Origin of the sequence: Paenibacillus sp. JZ16, assembly GCF_015326965.1 — a bacterium.
GTDB lineage: Bacteria > Bacillota > Bacilli > Paenibacillales > Paenibacillaceae > Paenibacillus_AQ.
The window spans coordinates 2,731,318-2,754,268 of sequence record NZ_CP017659.1; the positions used below are offsets into that span (position 1 = coordinate 2,731,318).

Annotated in this window: 23 protein-coding genes and 3 pseudogenes; 13 read left to right on the forward strand and 13 right to left on the reverse strand. The window is 45.4% G+C overall.

The annotated features are described in order from the left end of the window. Nucleotides 1–99 precede the first annotated feature (99 nt). Nucleotides 100–1,392 (forward strand): FAD-dependent oxidoreductase, encoded by a 1,293-nt coding sequence (locus tag BJP58_RS12280; protein ID WP_194544158.1) that lies wholly within the window; start codon nucleotides 100–102, stop codon nucleotides 1,390–1,392. Nucleotides 1,393–1,516: 124 nt separating this feature from the next. Here BJP58_RS12280 and BJP58_RS33600 read toward each other — a convergent pair. Next, nucleotides 1,517–1,713, reverse strand: a pseudogene (locus BJP58_RS33600) (IS5/IS1182 family transposase); the annotation flags it as partial. Between the two features lie 56 nt (nucleotides 1,714–1,769). After that, nucleotides 1,770–2,372, reverse strand: coding sequence for a TetR/AcrR family transcriptional regulator (locus tag BJP58_RS12285; RefSeq protein ID WP_194544159.1), 603 nt, complete (start codon nucleotides 2,370–2,372; stop codon nucleotides 1,770–1,772). Between the two features lie 140 nt (nucleotides 2,373–2,512). On the opposite strand from BJP58_RS12285, the gene BJP58_RS12290 reads away from it, so the two are divergent. Beyond that, the gene (locus BJP58_RS12290) at nucleotides 2,513–3,856 is read left to right on the forward strand and encodes an MFS transporter (protein WP_194544160.1); all 1,344 of its coding nucleotides are present in this window, start codon (nucleotides 2,513–2,515) and stop codon (nucleotides 3,854–3,856) included. A gap of 365 nt (nucleotides 3,857–4,221) precedes the next feature. On the opposite strand, the gene BJP58_RS12295 is transcribed toward BJP58_RS12290, so the two are convergent. Further along, the gene (locus BJP58_RS12295) at nucleotides 4,222–5,022 is read right to left on the reverse strand and encodes an SDR family NAD(P)-dependent oxidoreductase (RefSeq protein WP_194544161.1); all 801 of its coding nucleotides are present in this window, start codon (nucleotides 5,020–5,022) and stop codon (nucleotides 4,222–4,224) included. A 249-nt stretch (nucleotides 5,023–5,271) separates the two neighbouring features. On the opposite strand from BJP58_RS12295, the gene BJP58_RS12300 reads away from it, so the two are divergent. Together BJP58_RS12300 and BJP58_RS12305 are read left to right on the forward strand one after the other, a co-directional pair. Next, complete coding sequence (locus BJP58_RS12300) at nucleotides 5,272–6,123, forward strand: helix-turn-helix transcriptional regulator (RefSeq protein WP_233355135.1); 852 nt, start codon at nucleotides 5,272–5,274, stop codon at nucleotides 6,121–6,123. A gap of 96 nt (nucleotides 6,124–6,219) precedes the next feature. Continuing rightward, nucleotides 6,220–7,092, forward strand: a complete 873-nt coding sequence (locus BJP58_RS12305) for an SDR family oxidoreductase (protein ID WP_194544163.1) — start codon at nucleotides 6,220–6,222, stop codon at nucleotides 7,090–7,092. A gap of 213 nt (nucleotides 7,093–7,305) precedes the next feature. On the opposite strand, the gene BJP58_RS12310 is transcribed toward BJP58_RS12305, so the two are convergent. Further along, a complete protein-coding gene (locus BJP58_RS12310) occupies nucleotides 7,306–8,184 on the reverse strand; it encodes a helix-turn-helix transcriptional regulator (RefSeq protein ID WP_194544164.1) in 879 nt (292 codons plus the stop codon). A 193-nt stretch (nucleotides 8,185–8,377) separates the two neighbouring features. On the opposite strand from BJP58_RS12310, the gene BJP58_RS12315 reads away from it, so the two are divergent. From BJP58_RS12315 to BJP58_RS12335, 5 genes and pseudogenes are all read left to right on the forward strand, one after another. After that, a complete protein-coding gene (locus BJP58_RS12315) occupies nucleotides 8,378–8,947 on the forward strand; it encodes an NADPH-dependent FMN reductase (RefSeq protein ID WP_194544922.1) in 570 nt (189 codons plus the stop codon). A gap of 27 nt (nucleotides 8,948–8,974) precedes the next feature. After that, the gene (locus tag BJP58_RS12320) at nucleotides 8,975–9,277 is read left to right on the forward strand and encodes a Dabb family protein (RefSeq protein WP_194544165.1); all 303 of its coding nucleotides are present in this window, start codon (nucleotides 8,975–8,977) and stop codon (nucleotides 9,275–9,277) included. Nucleotides 9,278–9,318: 41 nt separating this feature from the next. Continuing rightward, nucleotides 9,319–9,447: pseudogene (locus BJP58_RS33605) on the forward strand (SDR family NAD(P)-dependent oxidoreductase); the annotation flags it as partial. Nucleotides 9,448–9,598: 151 nt separating this feature from the next. Next, complete coding sequence (locus BJP58_RS12330; protein WP_194544167.1) at nucleotides 9,599–10,753, forward strand: epoxide hydrolase family protein; 1,155 nt, start codon at nucleotides 9,599–9,601, stop codon at nucleotides 10,751–10,753. A gap of 372 nt (nucleotides 10,754–11,125) precedes the next feature. Then, nucleotides 11,126–11,407, forward strand: a pseudogene (locus BJP58_RS12335) (chlorophyllase); the annotation flags it as partial. A gap of 86 nt (nucleotides 11,408–11,493) precedes the next feature. On the opposite strand, the gene BJP58_RS12340 reads toward BJP58_RS12335, so the two are convergent. Next, on the reverse strand, nucleotides 11,494–11,976 hold the full coding sequence (locus BJP58_RS12340; protein WP_194544168.1) for a MarR family transcriptional regulator: 483 nt from the start codon (nucleotides 11,974–11,976) through the stop codon (nucleotides 11,494–11,496). Between the two features lie 233 nt (nucleotides 11,977–12,209). Between BJP58_RS12340 and BJP58_RS12345 the strand changes: the two genes are divergently transcribed. Together BJP58_RS12345 and BJP58_RS12350 are read left to right on the forward strand one after the other, a co-directional pair. Next, on the forward strand, nucleotides 12,210–12,611 hold the full coding sequence (locus tag BJP58_RS12345; RefSeq protein ID WP_194544169.1) for a RidA family protein: 402 nt from the start codon (nucleotides 12,210–12,212) through the stop codon (nucleotides 12,609–12,611). 24 nt (nucleotides 12,612–12,635) lie between these two features. Then, entirely contained in the window at nucleotides 12,636–14,132 is a 1,497-nt protein-coding gene (locus BJP58_RS12350; protein ID WP_194544170.1) for a monooxygenase, read from the forward strand. Nucleotides 14,133–14,455: 323 nt separating this feature from the next. Here the strand turns inward: BJP58_RS12350 and BJP58_RS12355 are convergent, their stop codons facing one another. The 4 genes from BJP58_RS12355 to BJP58_RS12370 form a co-directional block, all read right to left on the reverse strand. Continuing rightward, nucleotides 14,456–15,640, reverse strand: a complete 1,185-nt coding sequence (locus BJP58_RS12355) for an MFS transporter (RefSeq protein WP_194544171.1) — start codon at nucleotides 15,638–15,640, stop codon at nucleotides 14,456–14,458. Nucleotides 15,641–15,769: 129 nt separating this feature from the next. Further along, nucleotides 15,770–16,837, reverse strand: coding sequence for an Atu2307/SP_0267 family LLM class monooxygenase (locus tag BJP58_RS12360; protein ID WP_194544172.1), 1,068 nt, complete (start codon nucleotides 16,835–16,837; stop codon nucleotides 15,770–15,772). 151 nt (nucleotides 16,838–16,988) lie between these two features. Next, nucleotides 16,989–17,270, reverse strand: coding sequence for an ArsR/SmtB family transcription factor (locus tag BJP58_RS12365; protein WP_113057782.1), 282 nt, complete (start codon nucleotides 17,268–17,270; stop codon nucleotides 16,989–16,991). A 122-nt stretch (nucleotides 17,271–17,392) separates the two neighbouring features. After that, on the reverse strand, nucleotides 17,393–17,998 hold the full coding sequence (locus BJP58_RS12370; RefSeq protein WP_194544173.1) for a TetR/AcrR family transcriptional regulator: 606 nt from the start codon (nucleotides 17,996–17,998) through the stop codon (nucleotides 17,393–17,395). 195 nt (nucleotides 17,999–18,193) lie between these two features. On the opposite strand from BJP58_RS12370, the gene BJP58_RS12375 reads away from it, so the two are divergent. Both BJP58_RS12375 and BJP58_RS12380 read left to right on the forward strand, forming a co-directional pair. After that, nucleotides 18,194–18,973, forward strand: a complete 780-nt coding sequence (locus BJP58_RS12375; protein WP_194544174.1) for a nuclear transport factor 2 family protein — start codon at nucleotides 18,194–18,196, stop codon at nucleotides 18,971–18,973. Between the two features lie 258 nt (nucleotides 18,974–19,231). Then, complete coding sequence (locus BJP58_RS12380) at nucleotides 19,232–20,413, forward strand: YhgE/Pip domain-containing protein (RefSeq protein ID WP_194544175.1); 1,182 nt, start codon at nucleotides 19,232–19,234, stop codon at nucleotides 20,411–20,413. Between the two features lie 332 nt (nucleotides 20,414–20,745). Here BJP58_RS12380 and BJP58_RS12385 read toward each other — a convergent pair whose 3' ends face one another. From BJP58_RS12385 to BJP58_RS12400, 4 genes are all read right to left on the reverse strand, one after another. After that, nucleotides 20,746–21,126 carry a hypothetical protein gene (locus tag BJP58_RS12385; protein WP_194544176.1) on the reverse strand — a complete coding sequence of 127 codons (381 nt, stop codon included), beginning with the start codon at nucleotides 21,124–21,126 and terminating at the stop codon, nucleotides 20,746–20,748. A gap of 229 nt (nucleotides 21,127–21,355) precedes the next feature. Further along, nucleotides 21,356–21,793 carry a hypothetical protein gene (locus tag BJP58_RS12390; protein WP_194544177.1) on the reverse strand — a complete coding sequence of 146 codons (438 nt, stop codon included), beginning with the start codon at nucleotides 21,791–21,793 and terminating at the stop codon, nucleotides 21,356–21,358. A 16-nt stretch (nucleotides 21,794–21,809) separates the two neighbouring features. Continuing rightward, nucleotides 21,810–22,274, reverse strand: a complete 465-nt coding sequence (locus BJP58_RS12395; RefSeq protein ID WP_194544178.1) for a hypothetical protein — start codon at nucleotides 22,272–22,274, stop codon at nucleotides 21,810–21,812. A gap of 154 nt (nucleotides 22,275–22,428) precedes the next feature. Continuing rightward, nucleotides 22,429–22,950, reverse strand: coding sequence for a hypothetical protein (locus tag BJP58_RS12400; protein ID WP_194544179.1), 522 nt, complete (start codon nucleotides 22,948–22,950; stop codon nucleotides 22,429–22,431). Nucleotide 22,951 lies beyond the last annotated feature (1 nt).

Genomic DNA, 22,951 nt, shown 5'->3' on the forward strand with positions numbered 1-22,951 from the left:
AATAAGATCCATGTATGTATCTAATTGACTTTTTAAGATACACTACTGTATCCTAATAATAAAATTAGATACAGTGATGTATTTAAAGGAGAGGTAATCATGAAAGTTATTGTTTTAGGAGCATCGCACGGGGGTATTGAAGCGGTTGAAGCGTTACGATTGATGTGTCCGAAAGCGAACGTTCAATGGTATGACAAAGGAGACTTCTCCTCCACTTCGGCCAAGGAGCTTGAATCCATTCAACAACAAGGAGTATCCATCTTCGGCAACACTGAAATAACTAAAGTAGAACCTGGCAAACATCAAGTGGAAATATTCAATCATGCGACAGGGGAGACACGAAAGGAGGATTATGACAAGTTAATTTTAAGTCCAGGTGCAAAGCCATTTATTCTTCCTGTCCTTGGACATCATTTTAAAAACATCGGTACGATGAGCAGTCGACAAGACATATTCAATATGAGAAAACACGCTGCAGATCCAGATATCAAGAACGTTGTTATTGTTGGCGCAGGATACATTGGGACTGGAGCAGCTTCATTATTTGCCGAATCAGGGAAAAAAGTTACGTTAATGGACATCAACAATCGTCCTTTAAGCTCCTATTTAGATCAAGAATTTACGGATGTACTTGAAAAAGAAATGAAAGATCGAGATGTGGAAATGGCACTAGGCAACTCGATCATCGAGTTTGTCGGTGATGAAAATGATAGAGTCATCGAGGTTGTAACTGCAAAAGGCACCTATTCAGCTGACCTGGTCATCTTGTCTGCAGGCAATCGTCCCAACACAGAATGGTTGCGAGGCGCAGTGGAATTATTGCCGGATGGCAGAATTAAAACAGATGAATACATGCGTACAAGTGATCCCGATATTTTTGCCATTGGGGATGCAACAACGGTTTGGTACAATCCCGGGAAAATGCGGATGAATGTTTCATTAGGAACCAACGCGCGTCGTCAAGCACATTATGCAGTAAAAAACTTATTCGAAGCCATTCATCCGCTTCCTGGTGTTCAAGGCTCTTCAGGTGCGCATATTTTCGATTATTATTTCGCTACAGTTGGTTTGAATGATAAAACGGCAAAAAAGCTTGGCATTGAAATAAAATCCGTCTACTTGGAACAAGAAACAGCCCTGTTTTCTCCGGAGTCGACCGTTATGTTCAAACTGGTTTACGATCCAACAACTTTAGAGATTTTAGGGGGACAAATCATGTCTGAAGTTGATTTGACTGCTAATATCAATACGGTCTCCCTTGCGATTCAAACCGGATGCACATTAGAACAATTGGCCTATGCCGACTTCTTCTTTCAGCCAGAATTAAACACACCATGGAATGTAATAAATACAGCAGGATTAAAAGCATTACTACAAGAGAATTTTATGTAACAGACTTTCATTTCACACCAATGAGAATGTAAAAAGGGATGTTCAAATATAAGGAAAATCTCTCAGATTGCAGACAAACTCCTTTGTTCCGAATAGAACTCAGGAGTTTGTCTTGTTTTGAAAGCTATGAAAAGAAAATTCCATTGAACCGCCGGCCTTGGCCACCTGACTTCCAGAGCCAGGTGGCTAACTTTTTGAGGTTCATGCAAGCAAAAACGAGCATGGCATGCGTTGAGAGTAAATTCGTTTGTTCTGTTCCGTACGGCGGAGGTGGTCTGCCTCCTCCAAGTAATCAGCCCAGACGTGGTGACTAATTTGCTTCGTAAAGTATTTTTTTCGCTGAAGATCATCCAGATTATAAACTGCATCAAACCCCTTTAAATGAATGTTGAGCAAAGGTGTTCCAAAATTTCATCGGGTGAATAGCCACGAACATCCCTTTGATAAAAATATGAATCAATACTTATGGCGATCAGCAGCATATCTGCTTTGAATATACTATTTGGGCTTGGATGATCCGCAGTTGCCATCTCATCGAATAACTCGACTGCGATTTGATGCATTTTGTTATAGAGCGGATTCTGTGATTGATACGGAAGTCGCTTAGCTGACGCGGATCCCTTGCCTCCTGTTAACAGTTGTGCTTTCTTCTCAATGAAAGGCATGTAAATTTTGAGAATTCCTTTTAACCGTTGATCCGGCGGCTCTTGCTGATGCTGTAATAGATACTGCTCAATATCTTCGAAGAACCGAAGGACACTGTCTTTTATTAAATCCAAACACAATTCACCTTTATTGGCATAACGACGATATAGGGTGCCCGGACCTATCTGGGCTTCCGCTGCGATCTGGTTCATACTTACCTGGTCCACGCCGTTCTGCTCAAAAAGTTTATGGGCTGCGACCAATATTCGTTGACGATTCTCGGCGGCATCACGTCGTTCAATTCGCGACTGGATTACCTTGATTTCCTCAGACATGTTAACACCCCTAATACTAAACTTGGTTCATATTGACATGTGGAGACCTCTCCGCTTAATATAAAGAGGAGAGCTCTCCGTTTAATGTTAATCTAAATTTAGTGCAATTTCAACAGAACTATGGTCGAAGGAGATTGAGGATGGATTCTATCGCAAAACCTATAAACGAAAAAGCATTACTGGCCCTATTATTAATTGCCTCATCATTGGCCACGATGAATGTCTATATGTTCAATATTGCTGTTCCATTTATTATTAAAGACTTGCATCTGTCCACTTCCGAAAGCAGTCTGGTAACGACGCTGTATGCAGTTGTACTAGCAGCAGGTTCGGGTACGTATGGAAAGCTTACCGACCGTTTCTCTGCACGGTCATTAATACTAATAGGGATAGCCCTTTTCACTCTGGGTTCGCTAATGGGGGTTTTTTCGAGCTCTTTTCCGGCCGTTGTAACCGCAAGAATTATTCAAGCAGCTGGTGCTGCGGCTATTCCCTCCCTAGCGTATGTAGTTCCGCCTAAATATTTCAAACCCGAGAACAGAGGCAAAGCATTAAGCCTTGTGTCTACTACTTTCGCGCTGATGGGCGGAGTAGCCCCGGTCCTCAGTGGATTTATTATTCAACTGTTTGGTTGGCACGGTCTTTTTGTTGTTTCTCTCTTGATCGTATTTATTATCCCATTTGTTGTGAAACACTTCCCTACTAATGTTGCACAAGGGGAGAAATTCGATGTCTTAGGAGCTATATTATTCTCCTTGGCAGTAGGCATTCTGGTACTAGGTATCAGCCTAAATCCTTATCTTTTAATAATTGCTGTCCTGATGCTTATTGCGTTTTCATTCCACATACGCGGGAAGAACGCACCTTTTATCACCATCTCTTTACTCGCTAACAAAAACTACAGAAATTCCTTGCTCTCTGTATTTGCAGGCACATCTGCATATCCGGCCGCTTTATTTTTATTGCCCTTGGTTCTAAAACAGGGCGGTAACTTGCAAGCAAGCCTGATCGGCATCGTCATGTTCCCAGGCGCACTGATTGGTTCGTTGTTCGGCCCTTACATGGGAGCACTTTCTCGCAAGTACAATGGCAGGATCATTATCCTAGCTGGTCATGGTTTTATGATTCTGGGAGCACTGCTTATGGCGGTTTTGCAAGACATGCCCATCGGCATTGGGATCGTCATGTTCATCTTTGCGCTCGGCTATACCACATTAGTATCGTCCGCTGCCAATGTTGTGCCATCGACCTTGAAAAAGACGGAGATTGGTATCGGGATGGGACTCTTCACGCTTTTAAGTATTTTAGGAGGTGCATTTGGTCCTTCTATTTTAAGTCGATTTTTATCCTTCAATACTAACTTTACAATCTCCTTTATCATTGTCATCGTTATGTCAGTTATCGGCATTTTTCTAATACTCGCAACGCGAGCAGATAATTCCCAAGATGATCTGAACAGGCATCCGGCCAATGGCTTAAGGTGAATTTAGGGATATCCCAGTGTAGGTAGGAACGTATCAAAAAGGCCTTCCCGCAGCGCAAGACCCTAATGCACCTGATCGTGAAGAGGATCACGCTGGACGACAGGAAGCACATCGGCAGCGTCGAGCTCGCCTTCAACGAGGAGACCGAATAGCATTTTTTAAGCTTAACCCCTTCCGCTGAACCAATAGCGCAAGGGGCTTTTCCTTTATCCGACACTTTGAGCATTCTGTTACCCTGCACTATGGACAATGTCATACTCTGGCTGATTCGCACCTTACTGTACAGATACATCAAAGTCACACCATGCAAACAATATTACCGCTAAATTCGTTTTACTGTAGATCCTCAAAAGAACCGGATCCCGCTATCCGTGTCTTTTTGGCCTTGACATGCGTTCCATGAACAAGGCTACCCTGCGCCTGCTCAAAAATCGAATCATTTGACCCATAAGGTAATTGTTACGGCCATCGATGATATAGCTGCGTCCTTGATCAATCCCGCGAAATCCGGCCTGTACAACCTTCTCCGGGGTCGAGAGCTTTTGGCCCGCCCCCATTTCCTCACTGCCGACCGCATCGAAAAACCCCGTCTCGGTTGCACCTGGACACAGTGCGAGCACGCGAACGCCTCTCACGCGCGTTTCCGCCCATAGCGCCTCGGAGAAGGACAATACAAATGCTTTGGTAGCCCCATAAACGGCTGAATAAGCACAAGGCATGAACGCGGCCATCGATGCCACGTTAACGATGACGCCGTCCTTTCTCCTCAGCATATCGGGCAGCAACCGATGCGTAAGATCGACTAACGCAGCCGTGTTCAGCATGATCTCCTCCTGCTCGCGCTCCGGGTCTATTTCTTCGAAACGGCCATAGGTGCCAACGCCTGCGTTGTTGATGAGAATATCCACGGACAAGCCCCATTCGGAAATTTGTTCAGCCAGTTGGCGCGGGGCGTTCGCTTTGGACAAATCGCAAGCGAGTGCATAAGTCTGTACGCCATACTGACGGTTGATTTCCTTGGCCATTGAATCCAGTTTGTCCTTGGAGCGCGCTGCCAGAACAACATGACAGCCTTGTGCCGCCAGTTCGTTGGCATACGCTTTCCCAATTCCGGATGAAGCACCGGTGACTACTGCTAGCTTGTTACGATAAGTATACCTGTTCAAGAAAAAAACCTCCTATTTAGCACTTCTCTGACATAAATTATCTTCATCTTACTGTCGATAGGCATGGGTTAACCACATCATGTTTATACTATTAGCGGGATTAATAGCTTCAGTACTCGTTATCGTTCTCTTTTGTAGAAACGGCATTCAACAGAGACTATAATAATCATGTATAGAGTGCTTTTGGTCTATTGGGTTAATAGCGATATCTATCTTCCATATGATTAATTAGAGGTGACCCACTTGAAAATGAATAATTCCTCATCCGCATTAGGCGACTTCCTTAAATCTCGCAGAGAACGGTTGCAGCCTTCAGAGGTAGGGATTCAGCCGCTGCCCGGACGAAGACGCACACCGGGACTTCGAAGAGAAGAAGTCTCTTATCTTGCCAATATAAGCGTGACTTACTATGCCTGGCTGGAGCAAGGCAAGGAGGTTAATCCTTCGCCGGAAGTGCTGCTAAGTATCAGCAAAGCGCTTCAACTTGACGAAGACGAGCAGAAGCATCTATTCGATCTGGCCAATGTAGATGTGGCGAGCGTCGTCGTCACAGTGCCAAATAACGGTGGGCCGGATACGGGAGTTCTGCAGAAAATCGTAAATCAACTGCATTATCCTTCTTTTATCACAGACGAAGGTACGGATGTTATCGTCTGGAATCGGGCGGCTGAACTGATCGTAGCCGATTTCGGCAGTCTGCCGGACAAGGAACGGAATATGATGGACATTATGTTTTTAAAGCCGGATTACCGCAACAGACTGGTGAATTGGGAAGGCGCTGCCCGTTACGCTGTAGCCGTTCTGCGGGCAAGCTTCGATCTTTACAAGAACAACCCGTTATATATGGAACGGTTTGAACGCTTGACGCGGGAAAGCGTGGAGTTCGTACATTTCTGGGAGCTATATGAAATCAAACAAAAACGCGTAGCTACTGCTTTATTCCATGTTCCTGACGCGCAGGAGATGGAGTTCGAGCTCCATTCCGCGGCTGTAATCGATAATGACCCGGGACTGCACTGGTGTTTCTTTGTTCCGGTGCCCGGTTCAGGCACGGAGGAGAGATTATTGCGTTTACTTGAGCAGGACAGGCAGCTCCCGTAGACTGTTACTCCCATTAATAGAATAGACATGCTGTGGCTAGCTCCCTCCAGTTGCTTGTATGATTCCGTGGAAGACAACGATTGGAGGGTATTTATCATGCAAACATGGTTCATTACAGGAGCGTCAGGAGGCTTGGCTTCAAGTATAACTCGCCGGTTGCTTGATAGAGGGGACCGTGTAGCCGCAACGGTACGCAAGCCGGGGGTGCTGGATGATCTGCAGGCACAGTATGGCTCTAGGCTATGGCAGGCTAATTTAGATCTGACAAACCCTCAGCAAATTGCTGAAGTCGTGGAACGTGCATTTTCAGAACTGGGCACGATCGATGTGTTTGTCAATAATGCAGCCTATGGCTTGTATGGCGCAGTGGAAGAAGCAAGCGACAAGCAAATTGAACACCAGTTTATGACCAATGTGCTTGGCTCCCTGCGTGCAGCGCGTGCAGCCCTGCCCTTTTTCCGCAAGCAGGGTGGCGGTCACATCGTACAGATTTCGAGTATGGCGGGGCATTATTCGATTCCGGGTATGGGACTATACTGCTCTTCGAAATGGGCGGTCGAAGGAGCCTTTGAAGCGCTAGCTAAGGAAGTGGCTCCGTTCAATATTAAGACCACGATGGTGGAGCCCGGCGGAATCCGAACGAACTTCCTTACAAGTAATGCCGTATTCGGCGAGCGGATGGACGAATACCGGGATACGGAGGCGGGCCAATTCGTTAGCCTGATGAAGGCAGAACTGCCTGGTATAGATATGAGCATGTTCAATCAAATGGTTGTCGGCGACCCGGATAAAATGGCGCAGCAGATTATCCGTCGTGTCGACCAGGGAGAGGGTCCGATACGTATGGCGTTGGGCAGTGACGCCTATGAGCAAATCCGGGCTGCCCTGCTGGACAGACTGGCCGCTCTGGAAGCACAGAAAGAGCTGGCTTACTCCACTGATTCAGATGATGTGGTAAAACCATTTTAAAGGATAACAAAGAATTCGACATCCACGGCAACTGATATGCTCCTCTGAAGTAGTCGGTTTATTTATTAAACCTGCTTACTTAAAGGGGAGCATTTTTAAAACTTGCCGTTACTTATGATACAGTTCTCCGTTTCACCTATAGAACAAGATTAAAAGACATCCGCTCGGATGTCTTGATTCATGCCGAATAAGACTTCTGATTGCCTTCCTATACTAAACTCTTCGAGAAGATTCAAGCTCCTCTGAATGCTGGCTTCGATAATCGATTAACAGTTGCTGCATCTTATCCACCGTGCCATCTGGATGAGGAACATGAATGGAAACGGTCAAATTAGAATCGTTCAAGTAATGAAACGAAACCAGATCAAAATTCAAGATTCCGAGATTCGGACAATGCAGCGTCTTAGGAGCATCCATAGCATCGAGAACCTCGTGGGAATCCCAAAATTCTCGAAACTCCCTGCTAGCCTGTGAAAGCGCCTCGAACTGCTCGGACCACCAAGGATCGTCGACGTGACGGGCATACCCGGCATGGAAATTGGCAACGATTCGCCGAGCATGCAGTTCCCATTGGTCTCCCTTTGCATAGCGGAAACGGGGAGAAGTAAACGTCATCCAGACCAAATTCCGCTCCCTATCCGACATCACCGTGAGATTCCCATTTAATGCGCAGTAGGCCTCATTCCAGGCAATGATGTTCATGCGCGCATCCATGACATTCGCAGGGGAAAGGTTCTGGCTATCCAAAAAACGTTGAAGTTCCGGTGTTACCTTAGAGGGTTGCTTCGTACCGGCCAAGGGAAATTGTTTACGGGCAAGATGGTACAGATGCCTGCGTTCAGATTCATCTAACCGAAGCACTTTCGCTATTCGATCAAGCACCTCAGCGGATACGTTGATATGACGCCCTTGTTCCAAATAGGTGTACCAATCCAATCCCACATCTGCCAGCAGAGCTACCTCGCTGCGACGAAGTCCGGGTGTTCGTCTGCGTCCGGAATCCGGCAAACCTGCTTGCTCTGGGGTTATTCGTTCACGGCGTGAACGCAAAAAACGGGACAATTCCTCATAACGGTCCAATCTGTCTTCCATGTCCTCCATACCTCCTACCTATTCATGAACGTAGGATTTCCAATCCTACGATAACTAGATCTCTTCCTAGCCTCTTCGTGTCCATTTAGACTAGTTTATGTCCTCCTTAGGAGGAATAGCAAGAATGGATAGACAGTGATGATCGGTCCCACCTGTTCAACTCCATTCAGACCCTATCATTGAGGTGATGAAAATGAAAGTAGCCGCCATAGTCGGAAGCATTCGCAAAGATTCATACAACCTGAAGCTGGCCCGTTATATTCAAAACCGTTATCAGCATCTTTTTCAGTTGGATGTGCTGAACATTCGGGATCTCCCCTTTTACGATCAGGATATCGAGTCTGTTCCGCCCCAGCCGGTTATCGATTTTAAGGCGAACGTCGCTGCTGCCGACGCGGTGTTATGGATCACTCCGGAATATAATTCGACCATTCCCGGCGTCATGGCGAACGCGATTGACTGGTTATCCCGCGTGGATCGAGTCATGATCGGAAAGCCCTCATGGATCGTCGGATCTTCCATGGGATTGTTGGGATCGGTCAAAGCGCAGGGCCATCTGCGTGACATTCTGTTCGCATCCGGTATTTCCTCGCCTCTGTTGCCTGGAAATGAAGTGTACATTGGTCTTGTTCATGAGAAGTTTAACGAGAAGGGTGAGCTGACAGATGAACCTACCATTCAGTACCTTGATCTTGTAACCGACAATTTCGTGAAATGGATGAAAGAGCTCTCCCAATTGAAGCAGCTCCAAAGTCAAAAATAAACAGAAAGAAAACTAGGAGTGAGTAAGATGTTTGAGCATATCGTGCTATTGAAATTCAAGCCCGATGTTTCTATTGAAGTAAAAGAAAGTGCAATAAAGCGCGCATATGACTTTAAAGGGAATATTCCGGGGATCGTGGAGCTTAGCGCCGGGATTAACGTTACGGAGGAAATAGAGCATATGCAGGGGTTTAGGCTGGGAATCAGAGTCACTTTCGAGAATCAACAGGCTTGCCGGGAGTATATTCAGCACCCCCTGCATCAAGGATTATTGCAATCCATCGGCCCGTTTGTTGAAGGAATCGTCGTTATGGATTACCCGTTTGCTTAATGCTCCCCTTTAAAACACTTTAGAAAGGAGAGATTGCTGAAATGGATGAGAAGCTTGCCGGCAAAGTTGCCCTGGTCACTGGAGCATCCAGAGGAATCGGCAGAACCATTGCCGAGTATTTAGCGAATCATGGCGCCAAGGCGGTTATCAATTTTGCGAATCGTTCAGCGATGTTACGGAAGCGGATTACGACCAGCTATTTGCGATTGCGGCATGGCATTCACCTGCAAATAGTATAGTTAAAAATTTCATTTATGCCAGTGTACCACACCAGCTTGAGGGATATAATGACGATGTATTAAGAAGAGGAGGGAAGTCATTTTGACTATTGAACGTTTTCAAATTCAGGTCTCTGATGAAATCCTGAACGATCTGCAATACAGAATCCATCATATCCGCTGGCCGGATCAATTGGAAAATGCGAATTGGGAACGGGGCACGGAATTAAATTACTTAAAATCGCTAGTTTCGTATTGGAGGGACCATTATGATTGGCGCGCACAAGAAGCCAAGTTGAACCGCTTCTCCCAGTTTCGCTGCAAGATCGATGGGATCGACGTGCACTTCGTACATGAACGCGGTAAAGGTCCTAACCCTTTGCCCCTGATTCTAAATCACGGATGGCCCGACAGTTACCTGCGTTACCAAAAAATCATTCCGCTGCTTACGGATCCGGCCAGCCATGGCGGCAACCCCGAGGACGCTTTTGACGTAATCGTCCCTTCATTACCTGGCTTTGGATTCTCCAGCCGTCCTAAACATCCCGGGGTCAACAATTTTCGTGTCGCCGAAATGTGGGTTAAGCTCATGACCGAAGAATTAGGCTACAGTAAATTCGCTGCCGCCGGTGGGGATATGGGCTCCGGTGTGACCAGATACCTGGCGGCAAACCATCCCGAACGGTTATACGGAATCCATCTGACCGATATCGGGATTATCCGAGATCTCATAGCTTCATCTGATCAGGCCACGCTTTCGGAAGAAGAGCGGCAATACCAAAATAATGCTTCGGCATGGATGGCTCAGGAGGGCGGCTATATGTCCATTCAATCGACGCGCCCCCAAACCCTTGCATATGGACTTTCCGACTCGCCCGTAGGTTTGGCCGGTTGGATGACGGAGAAATTCCGATCATGGAGCGATTGTAACGGCGATCTTGCGCAAAAATTCAGCGAGGATGAACTCCTTACGCATATCATGATATATTGGGTGACGAACACCATAGGATCGACAGCGCATATGTATTATGATAATGCGCATTCTTTGCCGCCAATCGGCTACATCGAGGTTCCGACTGGCCTTGCCCTATTCCCGGCGGATATCCTGTTGCCGCCCAAGGAATGGGCCATGCGCAACCTGAATGTAACCCGCTGGACTTCGATGCCCCGCGGCGGACATTTTACCGCTCTGGAGGAACCAGAGCTTTTTGCCGATGACATTCGCGCATTCTTCAGACCTTTTAGAACGAAAAGCTAGTGAATCAGAACCGTTTCGAAATAATTCTAAATACACTGTCTAGTAGATAATAAGAAAAGTAGACGGACCGTGGTCATCCCCTGACCCTGCATCATGTTGCCGCTCAGTTCCCCTGTCGGGAAACGAGCGGCTTTCTCTTGACCTTGAAGGCACCTTTGACCGGATTAATTGACAATCCTTATCAACCACGGTTTTGTTACAAAAGTTATTTACTTTAATTAAATACCTTTTTAACAAAGTCAATAAGCTTAGACTTTAAGGCATCACCGTGCTCTCCCTTATGGTACATATCTGTTCCGTGATAACCACTCTCATCCACAATTAGCTCTTTATCCGTGGCTCCGGATGCTTGATATAATTTGCGCATATCAGTTGACCGTTCGCGGGCCGGATTGGATGACCGACCCTTACTTCCTCAGCCCGGGAGCAGAAAGCCTGCTCACCCTTTTTGGCGCAGAACACTCACTTGGAGGGATCGCTGGTTACGAGGTTAAAGAAACAACAGATGAAAACCCAGAACGAGTTGCCCTGATCCAAAAGGTTACATGGGCTTACCTTCGACATGTACTCGATATTGAGCAGACCAATTGGTCGGCCGTGAAACAGACTTTGTCCGAGACGACCTATTCAATTGGTCGAATTGAATCCAAATAAAGCTCTAGAGAAAGACAGCGAGCTCCCCCCGCCGGCCCAATGCCTGTGAGGGAGCTCGCTCTCTTTTTCTGGTTTCTTGAGGTACGTCAGCGATAGAAGTCAACCATATTTCCAAACAGCCGTTTAATAAATTCGAGCTCGCTTTCGTTATAACTTTCCAAAAATTCGTACATTCTTTGCCTTTCCTTCGCATGAAGCTCATGATGAGCAGCAAATAGCTTTTTGCCGACAGGCGTTAACCGAAAATACACTTCCTTTTTGTTATCGTTGAGCTGGGCTTTTCGCACCCAACCTGCCTTTAGTAATTTATTTGCGATCTTGGAGGTATTTCCTTTGCTTAAATTTATTCTCTCCGCGATGGAAGTGAGATTGATCGGCTCCTGCTCTCCGATGCACGCAATGGTGTGCAGTTCCGTCATATTCAAGCTGAATTCCGATTCAATATGCTTCCGGATATCCTCCAGGTATGTGGCAGTTATTCGGGTTTCATATTGCTCTTTTTGCTCAAGAAACTGAACGAAAAATTCATGAATGGCGGTTTTGGTTTTGTTCTTACTGGCAGTTTCCATGATTATGCTGACTCCCTCGACTTATTTGTTTATTATATCATAGATTGTTTCCTGAGAAACAAACGATCATACTCATATTAAGATTGGTGTTGACAGGATAAAGAATAAATAAGTACAATTATATTGTTTCATATGAAACAAAAATTATATATAATTTTTATCATACCCTTTTTAACAAGCAATAAAAAGATTCTACCGAAACAATAATTAATGAAGGAGGTGCATACCTACCAATGGAACTCGTGAATCCGAAGACATTGACGGATAAGGTTACATCTGTAATTTCTCATGTCGTGGTAACTACTGCCTCCAAACTGGCCTTCATCTCAGGTCAGGTTTCTGTAGATGAAACAGGAGCATTGGTCGGTTCAGGGGACTATTACGCGCAAGCGGTTCAAGTGTTCACCAATCTTAAGTATGCATTGGAAGCCGTGCGAGCGGATCCATTGTACATTGGAAAGATGAATATCTTTGTGGTAAACCACAACCCGGAATTGATTTCGATTATTTTTGATGCAGGATTTTATGTGTTTGGCCCTAACTGGCCGAAGACAGCAAGTACCTATATAGGCGTTCAAGCACTAGCCGATCCTGAATGGCTTATCGAAATAGACGCTATCGTGATCTTCCCATAATGTTTAAGAAAAGAGGTTATTTATATGAAATATGAAGTCATCCTTATCGGTGGCGGACCTGTCGGCATGATGTTGGCTGGGGAATTGGCATTAGCCGGTGTAAAGGTCTGCGTCATTGAACGATTAAAAGAGACAACTCCATATTCACGTGCGCTTACCGTCCATCCACGAACCCTTGAAATATTAGATATGCGTGGAGTGAAATCACAATTAATCAGTCAAGGCCGCTTACTTTCGAGAGGACATTTTGCCGGATTAGAAACCCCCTTGGATTTCTCGGTGTTGGATTCTTCTTCCAATCACACCCTCTTTTTACCGCAGAGTGAGACGGAGAAGGTGCTGGAGGAATGGGCGCTTAGCCTTGGCGCAGAGGTCCGGAGAGAGGTTGAGGCTCTATCTGTGCACCAGGATGAGGATGGGGTTGACGTTAAGATCGCGGGACCTCATGGAGAAACAACGTTAAGATCAGCTTATGTGGTAGGTACGGATGGAGCTAGAAGTTTGGTTCGCAAGCATGCAAACATATCATTTGAAGGTACAGATGCGACCTTCACGGCTATTCTGGGGGATGCCGTTCTATCTGAATTGGCTCCTATGAGTGTCATATCCCGGATTACAGAAAAAGGATTGGTCAGCATCATGCCAATCAATGATCATATCTACCGAGTCTTGATGATCGATATGGAGAGACGTAACATCTCTAAGGATGAGAAGGTTACATTGGAAGAGTTTCGTTCATCGCTCATCCGTACGACCGGAAGCGACTTGGGATTGAACGATGTGATATGGATGTCCCGTTTCGGAAATGCGACGCGGCAAGCGGGACGCTATCGGAATGGTCGATTGTTTTTGGCCGGAGATTCGGCGCACATTCATTTTCCGGCTGGTGGACAGGGAATGAACGTCGGCTTACAAGAAGCGATGAACTTAGGCTGGAAGCTTGCAGGAGCAATCAAAGGCTGGGCTCCGGACTGGCTATTGGACAGTTATCATACCGAACGTTTCCCATGGAATACAGCCTTGCTCCGGAATACCGAGGTCCAAACCCTGCTTCTGGACGTGACTCCTCCCATCACGGAACTGCGAAGCATGTTGGCTGATCTGATTCAAATACCGGAGGCTAATTATCAAATCGCCGCACAAGTTTCCGCAATGGATGTACATTATGCACCCGATGCCGAAGCGCCTTCCCATCCTTTAAATGGGAAACGGTTCAAGGATCTCAGCTTAAAGCTGAAAGACGGGCAATTGATTAACACCTATCCGCTCCTGCACAAAGGTACTTTTCTTCTGTTGCATTTCCATTCTAATGAACAGAATAGCGGCCAATGGGAAACGTATAGCCATCTTCAAGTTGTACATGCCTCTTTGGCTGAGGCTGATGCGGATTGGAATGACGTCCACACGGCACTTATTCGGCCGGATGGACATATTGCCTGGGCGATTTCTCTATCCGATCCGAATCCCATGCAAACCATAAATGAAGGAATCACTCGCTGGTGCGGAAACATTACGGATTAGTAATTCGTTTGAGGTGTGTGACCGCCTCCCCCTGACCCAGTAAGGTCTGTAGATGATTGAACAAGCACCGTCCTTTATGTCAATGGAATCAAGTTCTTATCCTCAGGTTGGGATAAAACTTGATTCCTTAAATCCCTCTCCCCAATTCTGCAGAACGCATCATCACAGCCTTGATCCAGGCGCTTTACCACTATTTGTGGTACGGTTCAACTTAACGCACCCGGTCCAGAAGCTATAATCAAACAACATGCACAGCAGGCCACCGAAGAAATCGGTGACCTGATCTGATATTATTTGTTCAACTTATATAGAAGCCTGGTTTTTCAAACTTCCGCATTGCCGGTTACGCCCGCAGCTGCAGATCGGCGACGCATGGATAATGAAATAATAGCCGGGATGAGTCCAATGGCAACGAAAGCTCCGCCAAGCAAACCAACGGATGCTAGCGAGATGCTTTCTACAACAATGCCACCGATTACAGCCCCTACAGCCATGCCCAACTGCACAATAGAATTATTCAAACTCAGGATAATCCCCGAAGCCTGAGGAGCCATGCCGATTAAATAAACTTGTTGAACCGGCCCCGTCGACCAGGCGAAAAAGGACCATAACATAAGCAAAGGCAACACGATCATGGACGAGTGGGAGAACGCCGTCAGTAATAATAATATTCCCGAGTGAAAGAGCAAGCCTCCAATCATCGTACGGGGGATACCCCATTTATCTGCACCGTAACCGCCAACTTGGGACCCTATGAGACTGGCCAGCCCAAACGCAAACAACCCGATGTTTACCATCCCTTCGCTCATCCCCGTAATGTCCAGAAGAAACGGCGTTATATAGGTGTACAGCATCGTATAGCCCAATATCCAGAAAAAACTGATGGAAAGCGCGACCGTGATTCGTGGGCTTTTTAATAAGGCAAGCTGTTCCCGAATAGGTACGGGAGCCTCTCCTTCCGATCTCGGAATCGCCAGCAAAAGGACCAGCATCGCGATTAAGCTCAGGGCACCGACTCCCGTAAAGATGATTTTCCAATCATGTGAGCCCGCAATGATTCTCCCAAGCGGAACCCCTAGAATAAGTGCGAGATTAAAGCCCACTAGAACCGTGGCGATTGCGCTGCCCTGTTTTCCTGGATGAGATATTTTAGCGGCAACCGTCAGGGCGACGACCATAAATACCCCCGTGCTGATCGCCAAGATAATTCTTGCTCCAAGCAGCATGCCGTAGCCTGTAGTTGTGACCGTGATCAAGTTCCCTACGAAAAATAATCCCAAAGCCGACAGCATAAGCTTTCTTCGATCCATTTTTGCCGTGAGCGCAATTAGGATCGGGGTGCCGATGGCATAAGCAAGCGAGTAGACCGTAATCAACTGCCCGGCCGCCGCTACCGACACTCCAAAATCACTTGCAAGCATATCCAAGATGCCGGCAATCACGAACTCTGAAGTTCCAACTAAAAAGCTGACAATGGCTAAAATATAAATTTTCCATGAATTTCTCATCTATTTCTCCTCTTTTCATTTCAACAGATCTAAATCTATAGAAATCATATTTAATAAAAAATGCTCACTTCGCCGACTTCACTTCTCGGCCCAATCAAGCCTCCTCGTTCCCAGCGTTCGTGGTCTGCTTTAAGCGTTATGGCCAGATGTCTGACGTGCCAGCTCCTTACGGACAATCGGCGCTACTTTGGTCCCGAGAAGCTCAATCGTCTGCAGCAAATCGCGATGCGGCAAGGAACTGAAATCGTTGTACATCATGAAGCGAGTCAAGCCAAGATACTTATGCAGCAGCACGATTTTTTCTGCGACGTATTCGGGATCACCGACGTATAGAGCGCCATGAAGGTTGCGGGCTGAATCGTACGAGTCACGTGTATAGGTAGACCAGCCTCGTTCCCGTCCAATGTGGTTCATTTGGCCAGCCATGACAGGGTAATACCGCTTAGCAGCCTCTTGTGCCGTATTCGAAATAAAGCCATGCGAATGTGTAGCAATTTGCAGCTTATTCGGATCGTGACCAGCTTTCACGGCGGCTTCTTTATAAAGCTTCACTAAGGGTGCGAATCTTTGCGGCTCCCCTCCCAGGATTGAGAAGGCAATAGGAAGTCCCAGCAAGCCGGCCCGAACAGCTGATTCCGGATTGCCGCCCGTACCGATCCAGACAGGCAAAGGCTCCTGCAGTGCACGAGGATAGACGCCCATGTTGTCAATCGCCGGGCGATGACCGCCACGCCAGGTGACCTTTTCGGAAGCGCGAATCTTCAACAGCAGTTCCAGTTTCTCTTCATACAATTCCTCGTAATCTTTCAGGTCATAGCCGAATAGCGGGAACGATTCAATGAACGACCCCCGTCCGGCCATGATCTCCGCTCGCCCGTTCGACAGACCGTCCAACGTTGCAAAGTCCTGATATATCCGCACCGGATCGTCCGAAGATAGCACCGTCACTGCGCTCGAGAGCCGGATCCGCTTCGTTGTAGCTGCAGCTGCGGCCAGAATGACAGCTGGCGAGGAGCTTGTGTATTCGATGCGATGATGCTCGCCGATGGCATAGACGTCAAGGCCGACCTGATCTGCCAATTGGATTTCTTCGATCGCCTGGCGCAGCCTCTGGGCATGCGAGACACCGCCATTTCCGGGATTTGCATGAAGGAAGGTGCTCATTCCAATCTCCATCGTATTCGTTTGACCGCTCATAGTATTCTCTCCTTCTTAATATGGAATAGGGGGGATTAGTAAAAAACTGTTGAATAATCATTCCAAATCGACTCGTTCGTTAAAATCCGTTTAAGTATAAACCCCAATCAATTCTATAGTTCTAAACTTATAGAATTGATTTTCGAAAAAATTACGCCAACAAAAAGGGCGCAAATTTTTCCGCTATTTCTCGATTGACGTTATAGTGAATAAACGATCCATTCTTGCGAGAATCAATCAAGCCAGAGTCCGTCAATTGCTTTAAATGATGCGATAGCGTCGAGCCTGCAACCGACTCAAGCCTTTCACCGACGGCAGTGAAGCATAAGTTGCTTTCTTTCGCGAGCAGTAAAGCGATTTTCAACCGGGTTGGTTCCCCCAAAGCTTTATACACTTTAACCGCTTGCCCGATATCTTCTTGATTTTCTCCCACTGATTCCATCCACCTCCCCGCGCATCTTCTGCAGTTCTATAACTATCGAAATCAAGTTTAGCACCATGTCGTTCAAATGTAAAGGGCAGAGCTGAACCCTGCTCCCTCTACCCTCGTTAATTTTATTCCTCGACGGCGATGCCGGCAGCTCTTAAATGCCCGTAGGCAACGATTCTGCTAAACTGAGATGAAACTTCATCTGCAGGAAGGGGTTTATCGTTTTTAATCCACCAAATTACAATCCCCATGAATGACGATCCGAGGTATTCGATCAGTAATTCCTTGGATATCGCTAATGGGGAGTTTCCCTGAGCAGGTTTCCACCCCTCAATTAATTTATCTTTAATGATATTTTCCATTTTCGCTTGAAACTGATAGATTCTATTCTCATCTATTAACATAGAATGATAAAAGGTCAAATTTTGGGAAATATGCTCCAGTACAGTTTGCATGACTGTCTCGAGTAGAGAAATACTGAAAGGATCCATGCTGATGGGACAAAGAACGACCGCATCCTTTAATTCGCTCAACAATTCATTCATACATGTATCTAGTAAATCAGGCTTGTTTTGGTAGTGGAGATAAAATGTGTTTCGATTGATCATAGCCCGATCGGCAATATCCTGGATCGTTATGGATTCATATCCCTTTTCCTGAATAAGCTCATAAAACGCCTTTCGAATCGATTGTTTCGTGCGCAGTATTCTTAGGTCGGTTTTCTTGTTCATTGTTTTCGTTCCCCCTACATTTATTTAGGTCGTTAAGCGACAAAGTTATATGAGTTGTCTGTTATCCATCATAACTAAAAATATTGAATATTGAGTGTTATATTAGCCTCTATTATAATGAGCAAGAGATAAATAAACAACGTGATGTTCATTATTTATCTAATGACTAAAAAGAATTCCAAGGAGGACATTCCAATGACATCCAATCATCAACATGAGCTTGTTCGTAAGGCAGTCGCCGTACTGGAAAGTTTTGAGAGCGGCAATCCCGAAGCGATTACGGCTTACGTTCATCCAGATCAATATATTCAGCATAACCAGGCCTTACTCGATGGTCGTGAAACCATGCTTGGTGCTCTAGATCATTTAAAGGAAATTGGTACAAAGGTAAGCATTAAGCGGGCTTTAGTTGACGGAAATTATGTGGCACTTCATTCTGTATATCATTTTCACGGCCCTAAAATCGTATTTGATATCTTCCGTTTTGAGAATGGACTAATCGTTGAGCACTGGGATAATTTGCAAGAGATGGTGGAGAAGACACCAAGCAATCATACAATGATTGACGGACCGGTTACGATTAAGGATATCGACAAAACGGATGCCAACAAGGCATTTGTCAGAAGCTATGTTGAGAACATCTTGCTCGGGAAGAACCCTGACCTGCTTGCCTCTTACTTTGATGGAGATCACTACATTCAGCATAGTCCGCATATTGCAGACGGCCTTTCAGGTCTTCACGCTGCTTTGCAGGCTCTGAAGGAGAAAAATGTTGAGTTTCAATATACTCATGTCCATCAAGTTATCGGTCAAGGCGACTTTGTTCTTACAATGAGTGAAGGTCTGTTTGATGGTCGGCATACCGCTTTCTACGATTTGTTCCGCGTAGAGGATGAAAAGATCGCTGAGCATTGGGACGTAATCGAGGCCATCTTGCCGGCAGAAAAACGAAAAAATTCGAACAGTAGATTTTGAAGTTTGTGTGGCTGAATCGCAAGAAAGACATCGCCGAAATTTAAGTGCGGTGATGTCTTTCGATTTTACGAATGTACTTGAGTGATCATTTTTTTAATGAAATGGATACAGAAGCGTTGCTGCAGCAACGCTATTTTTGTTCATTGCCATGAAGTGACCGTGTGATGCAGCCATATTATATGGTGGTCCTTTCACAATGAACATTGCCGTTGATAATCAACCATATGTTCATTATAAAGAGACGAGGAGTAGTGGATCGTGAAAATGCCGACACAAAAAATGATGTGGCTGGGAATGGTGCTCGTCCTGATCGTATTGACCGTATTCGGGGTAGCGATGATGGGATCGGTGCTTGGATCGAAGCCAAAGGAGGTCCCGGTGGCCCTCGTTATCCTTGACCAGCCAGCGGAGCTGCCGACTGGAGGAACGTTTGCGATAGGGGAAATGATCCGGGAAAAGTTGCTGTCTAGCCCGGCAATGCCGTTCGTCTGGCATGTCGTGGATTCCGAGGAAAAGGCCCGGGAAGGACTGGATAAACGCGAATATTACGGAGCGATGGTGATTCCGGCGGATCTGAGCAGCGGTTTACTCTCGCTAGCAACACACTCGCCGATTCACCCTAATGTGAGAATCATCTCCAATGAGGGTATGAACACCCAAGCCTCGATGGTCGTAAGACAGGCAATGGGGCAAGCGATGAAAATGATCAACGGGGAACTGTTGCAGCAGCTGCTTGGGCAGATCGGACAGCAAACGGAGCAAATTTCGGTTGAGACGGCTAAAGCTTTAATGACGCCGGTGAACGTTCAGGAGGAAGTCGTGCATCCACCGGGAGCGAATAATGCGGCGGGGAATGCGCCGGGTTTGTTGACCCAGATTATATGGATCGGCAGCATGGTGACCGGAGTCGTCTTGTTCCTGGCTAGCCAGAAGGCGGTCGCCGCGGGTTCAAGGAGATGGACAGTCAGCGCGCTGCAAGCTATCGGGGGGCTTGCGATCGTCGGCATAGCCTCGTGCTACACCATATGGATGGCTTCGTCGTGGTACGGTATGGAACTGGCGAACGCGGGGGAGACGTGGTTGTTCTTATGGTTGGCTGGATCGGCGTTCTTCTTGTTGCAATCTTCCTTGCTGAATTGGATCGGATTCCGGGCAATACCGCTTCTCGTACTGCTGATGTTCTTCTCCATGCCGCTGCTGAACATGGCTCCGGAGTTCTTGTCGCAGACGACGCGAGATTGGATCTATTCGTGGACGCCACTGCGATTCGCGGCAGGAGGGCTACGGGAAGTAATGTACTTCGGCGGACTGGACGCAGCTTACTCAAACGCCTTGATTTTGTGGGGCGTCGCCGGTGGATTTTTGGTCTTGCTGCTCACTTCCGTATTTAGGGCTAATCGAGCGACGGATGCCGCTCCTACTTCTGTTACAAGCAATTAAAATAAAGTAAGAACAAACAACGATGCGTTGTACTTCCTTTTTCACGCTCATGTTATAATTAGATTGCGTTTAATGTACGTTTAATGTAATCCCTTTTTATCTCTATGTTAAGAAATTGAATTTTAAACACCGTTAATCTTGATTCCAACGAGTTTTATTTTGTATATATCAGAATTAAAAAGACGAGGCAGGCATTTCAGGGGGTATTATACGGATAATGAGCGTTAGTTTCCTTGAAGTCATGCCACCCAATCCAATGGATTCGGCACTAGGTAGGGGTAAAAGAAAGACCTTGAGGATTGCCGCCCCAAGGCCAAGTTTAAAATTACTATTCAATTATAAATATTATATTTTTTAGCAATTACCCATCCATTAAGACCATATGAAGCTGAAATTACATAATAGTTATACTTTTCATTTTGTAAATGTTCAAACAAATCTTCAATCTTTTCATAATGCATCGGCCATCCGTAATTCTTCTGTTTCTTTAACAATTCTTTATTATGTTTGAGAAATCGGCTTACATCGTATTTGCTAATATCAAGAATAATACTTCCCTGTAGCTGTGTTTCAAACATATGCGCCAGGACATCAATGAACTCGATAGTAGTGGTAACTGAATCTCCATTACCACCTAAAGTGTGCAATGTAATTCTAGATTTTTGAAAATCAACTTCATAGGAAACAATTTCATTGTCATGAATACTACGCATTTTTCTCCCACCTCCTATCATAAAAAGCAAGGTATTATTTGCTTCTTTTTGGAGAACCACTTTATGGCTATTGTCTCACACTACTACGGTTTATGGAGGACGCGCCCTTTGTACTTGAAGCTTGGCTCCTTCCGCGACCGGACTCTCACTGGCTAGAAGATTAGCTGGGTACGTGGGATACAAATAAGACCTTGAAGGTAGATACCTTCAAGGTCTTTAGTTAGATTGCTTATAAATCCTTTCTATCAATAAATTCGGCTTCAATTACTTCATATTCTTTATTTACAGGATTCCCTCCATACTTCTTGAGAATCTTAATGATAACGTTATAAAAGGCAAATTCCGGAGTTGCTCCTTTAGAGGAGTACTCTATTTCATTGTTATCACTAACGATTAGTTTATAACCTGTTCCAATATAAGATAGATTGAATTTGCAATCATTGTCCTCTAGCCAGGACATTAAATCGAGAATACTCGGTATCCATACTCCCTTTTTATAAATCTCTTCATCGCAGAGAAATCCCGTTGATGGTAGAACCCTTCCTCCTACAACCCAAACGGAATCTTGATATTCAAAAATGTCCTGTGGATATACCTTATCTGCATATAACGGCCTCTGAAATCCTAATTCGAACAGCTTTATTGCCTCTGTTTTTGATATAGACATATCTCATACCTCAAATCTACTTAATTTTTATTACTGTACCAGTAGAACTCTTGTGTTTGCCATCAATAAAATTACCATATTTGTCTGAATCAGCAACCCAATGAAGTTCCTTACCGCCTTTCGCTTCCTTAAATACTTTGTAGGCAGAATCTGCATGTCCGGTTGTATCCTTCGCCCACCATAACCCAGTTTTAGGGTCACGATAAGCAGTAACGGTATCTCCTTTAAATTTATAAGTAATTTTTTTGTCAGCACCTGTTTTAATGTCCCATAAAACTTTGGTGTTCTTAGTACTCTTGTTACCGGCACCGTTAGCAGGTAAAAATCCCATAGCAAGCAACGCAATATATTCTGCCTCTTTTGAAACCTGGTACTCATCTAATAACTGAGCTCTTGCCCAAGACGAAATGCCTGCATTATTAGTGTAAGGGCTTGTTCCCGTTAACAAGTCGAATAAGTAATTATAACGGTTTTCTCCCATGATAGATACAAAGTCGTACCGATCCCGTATGAAATCCTTGATGAGGGTTAAGTTCTTTCGAGATGCATCGACCGATTCATTCGGCACTGGGTGGTGAAGTAAAGAAAGACCTTGAAGGAATTGTTCCCCCAAGGTCAATAATAATGCTTTATTATTACACTTTTTCGACAAACACTCCCATTCTTTCAATATCGAGAACTATTGATTCGATGGGTTGGGCTGTATGAATTCCCATTAGATAATCGTATCCAATAAAAACTCTCATCACATTCTCGCAATACACATCAGCTCCGATATCTTCCCTCAGCAACAGTCTCACCACAGGTCCAATTTCTTGAGCAGATAGTTTCGTGTTGTCAACAAGATTGTAATATGCATCTCTTATCTCGTTATTGTTATATAGCGGTTGATATTTCGTAACAACTTTTTCGAATTCTTCTTCATTCGAACCTTTTCTAATATTACTTACTGTAAGATGAGATACATTCAAATAATTCATAATTGTTCTTACGGTATTTACATAGTTATCTTCAACTGACTTGTAAAGTTCAACCGTAAGTAACTGGCCATCAAAGGTTTTTCCTATATCGCTTATCGCCGTCCAATCTTCTTTCGAATATCTGCCAGTACTTCCCCTAAAAATAGGGTTGTACTTTGAAATACGATACTTATTCATT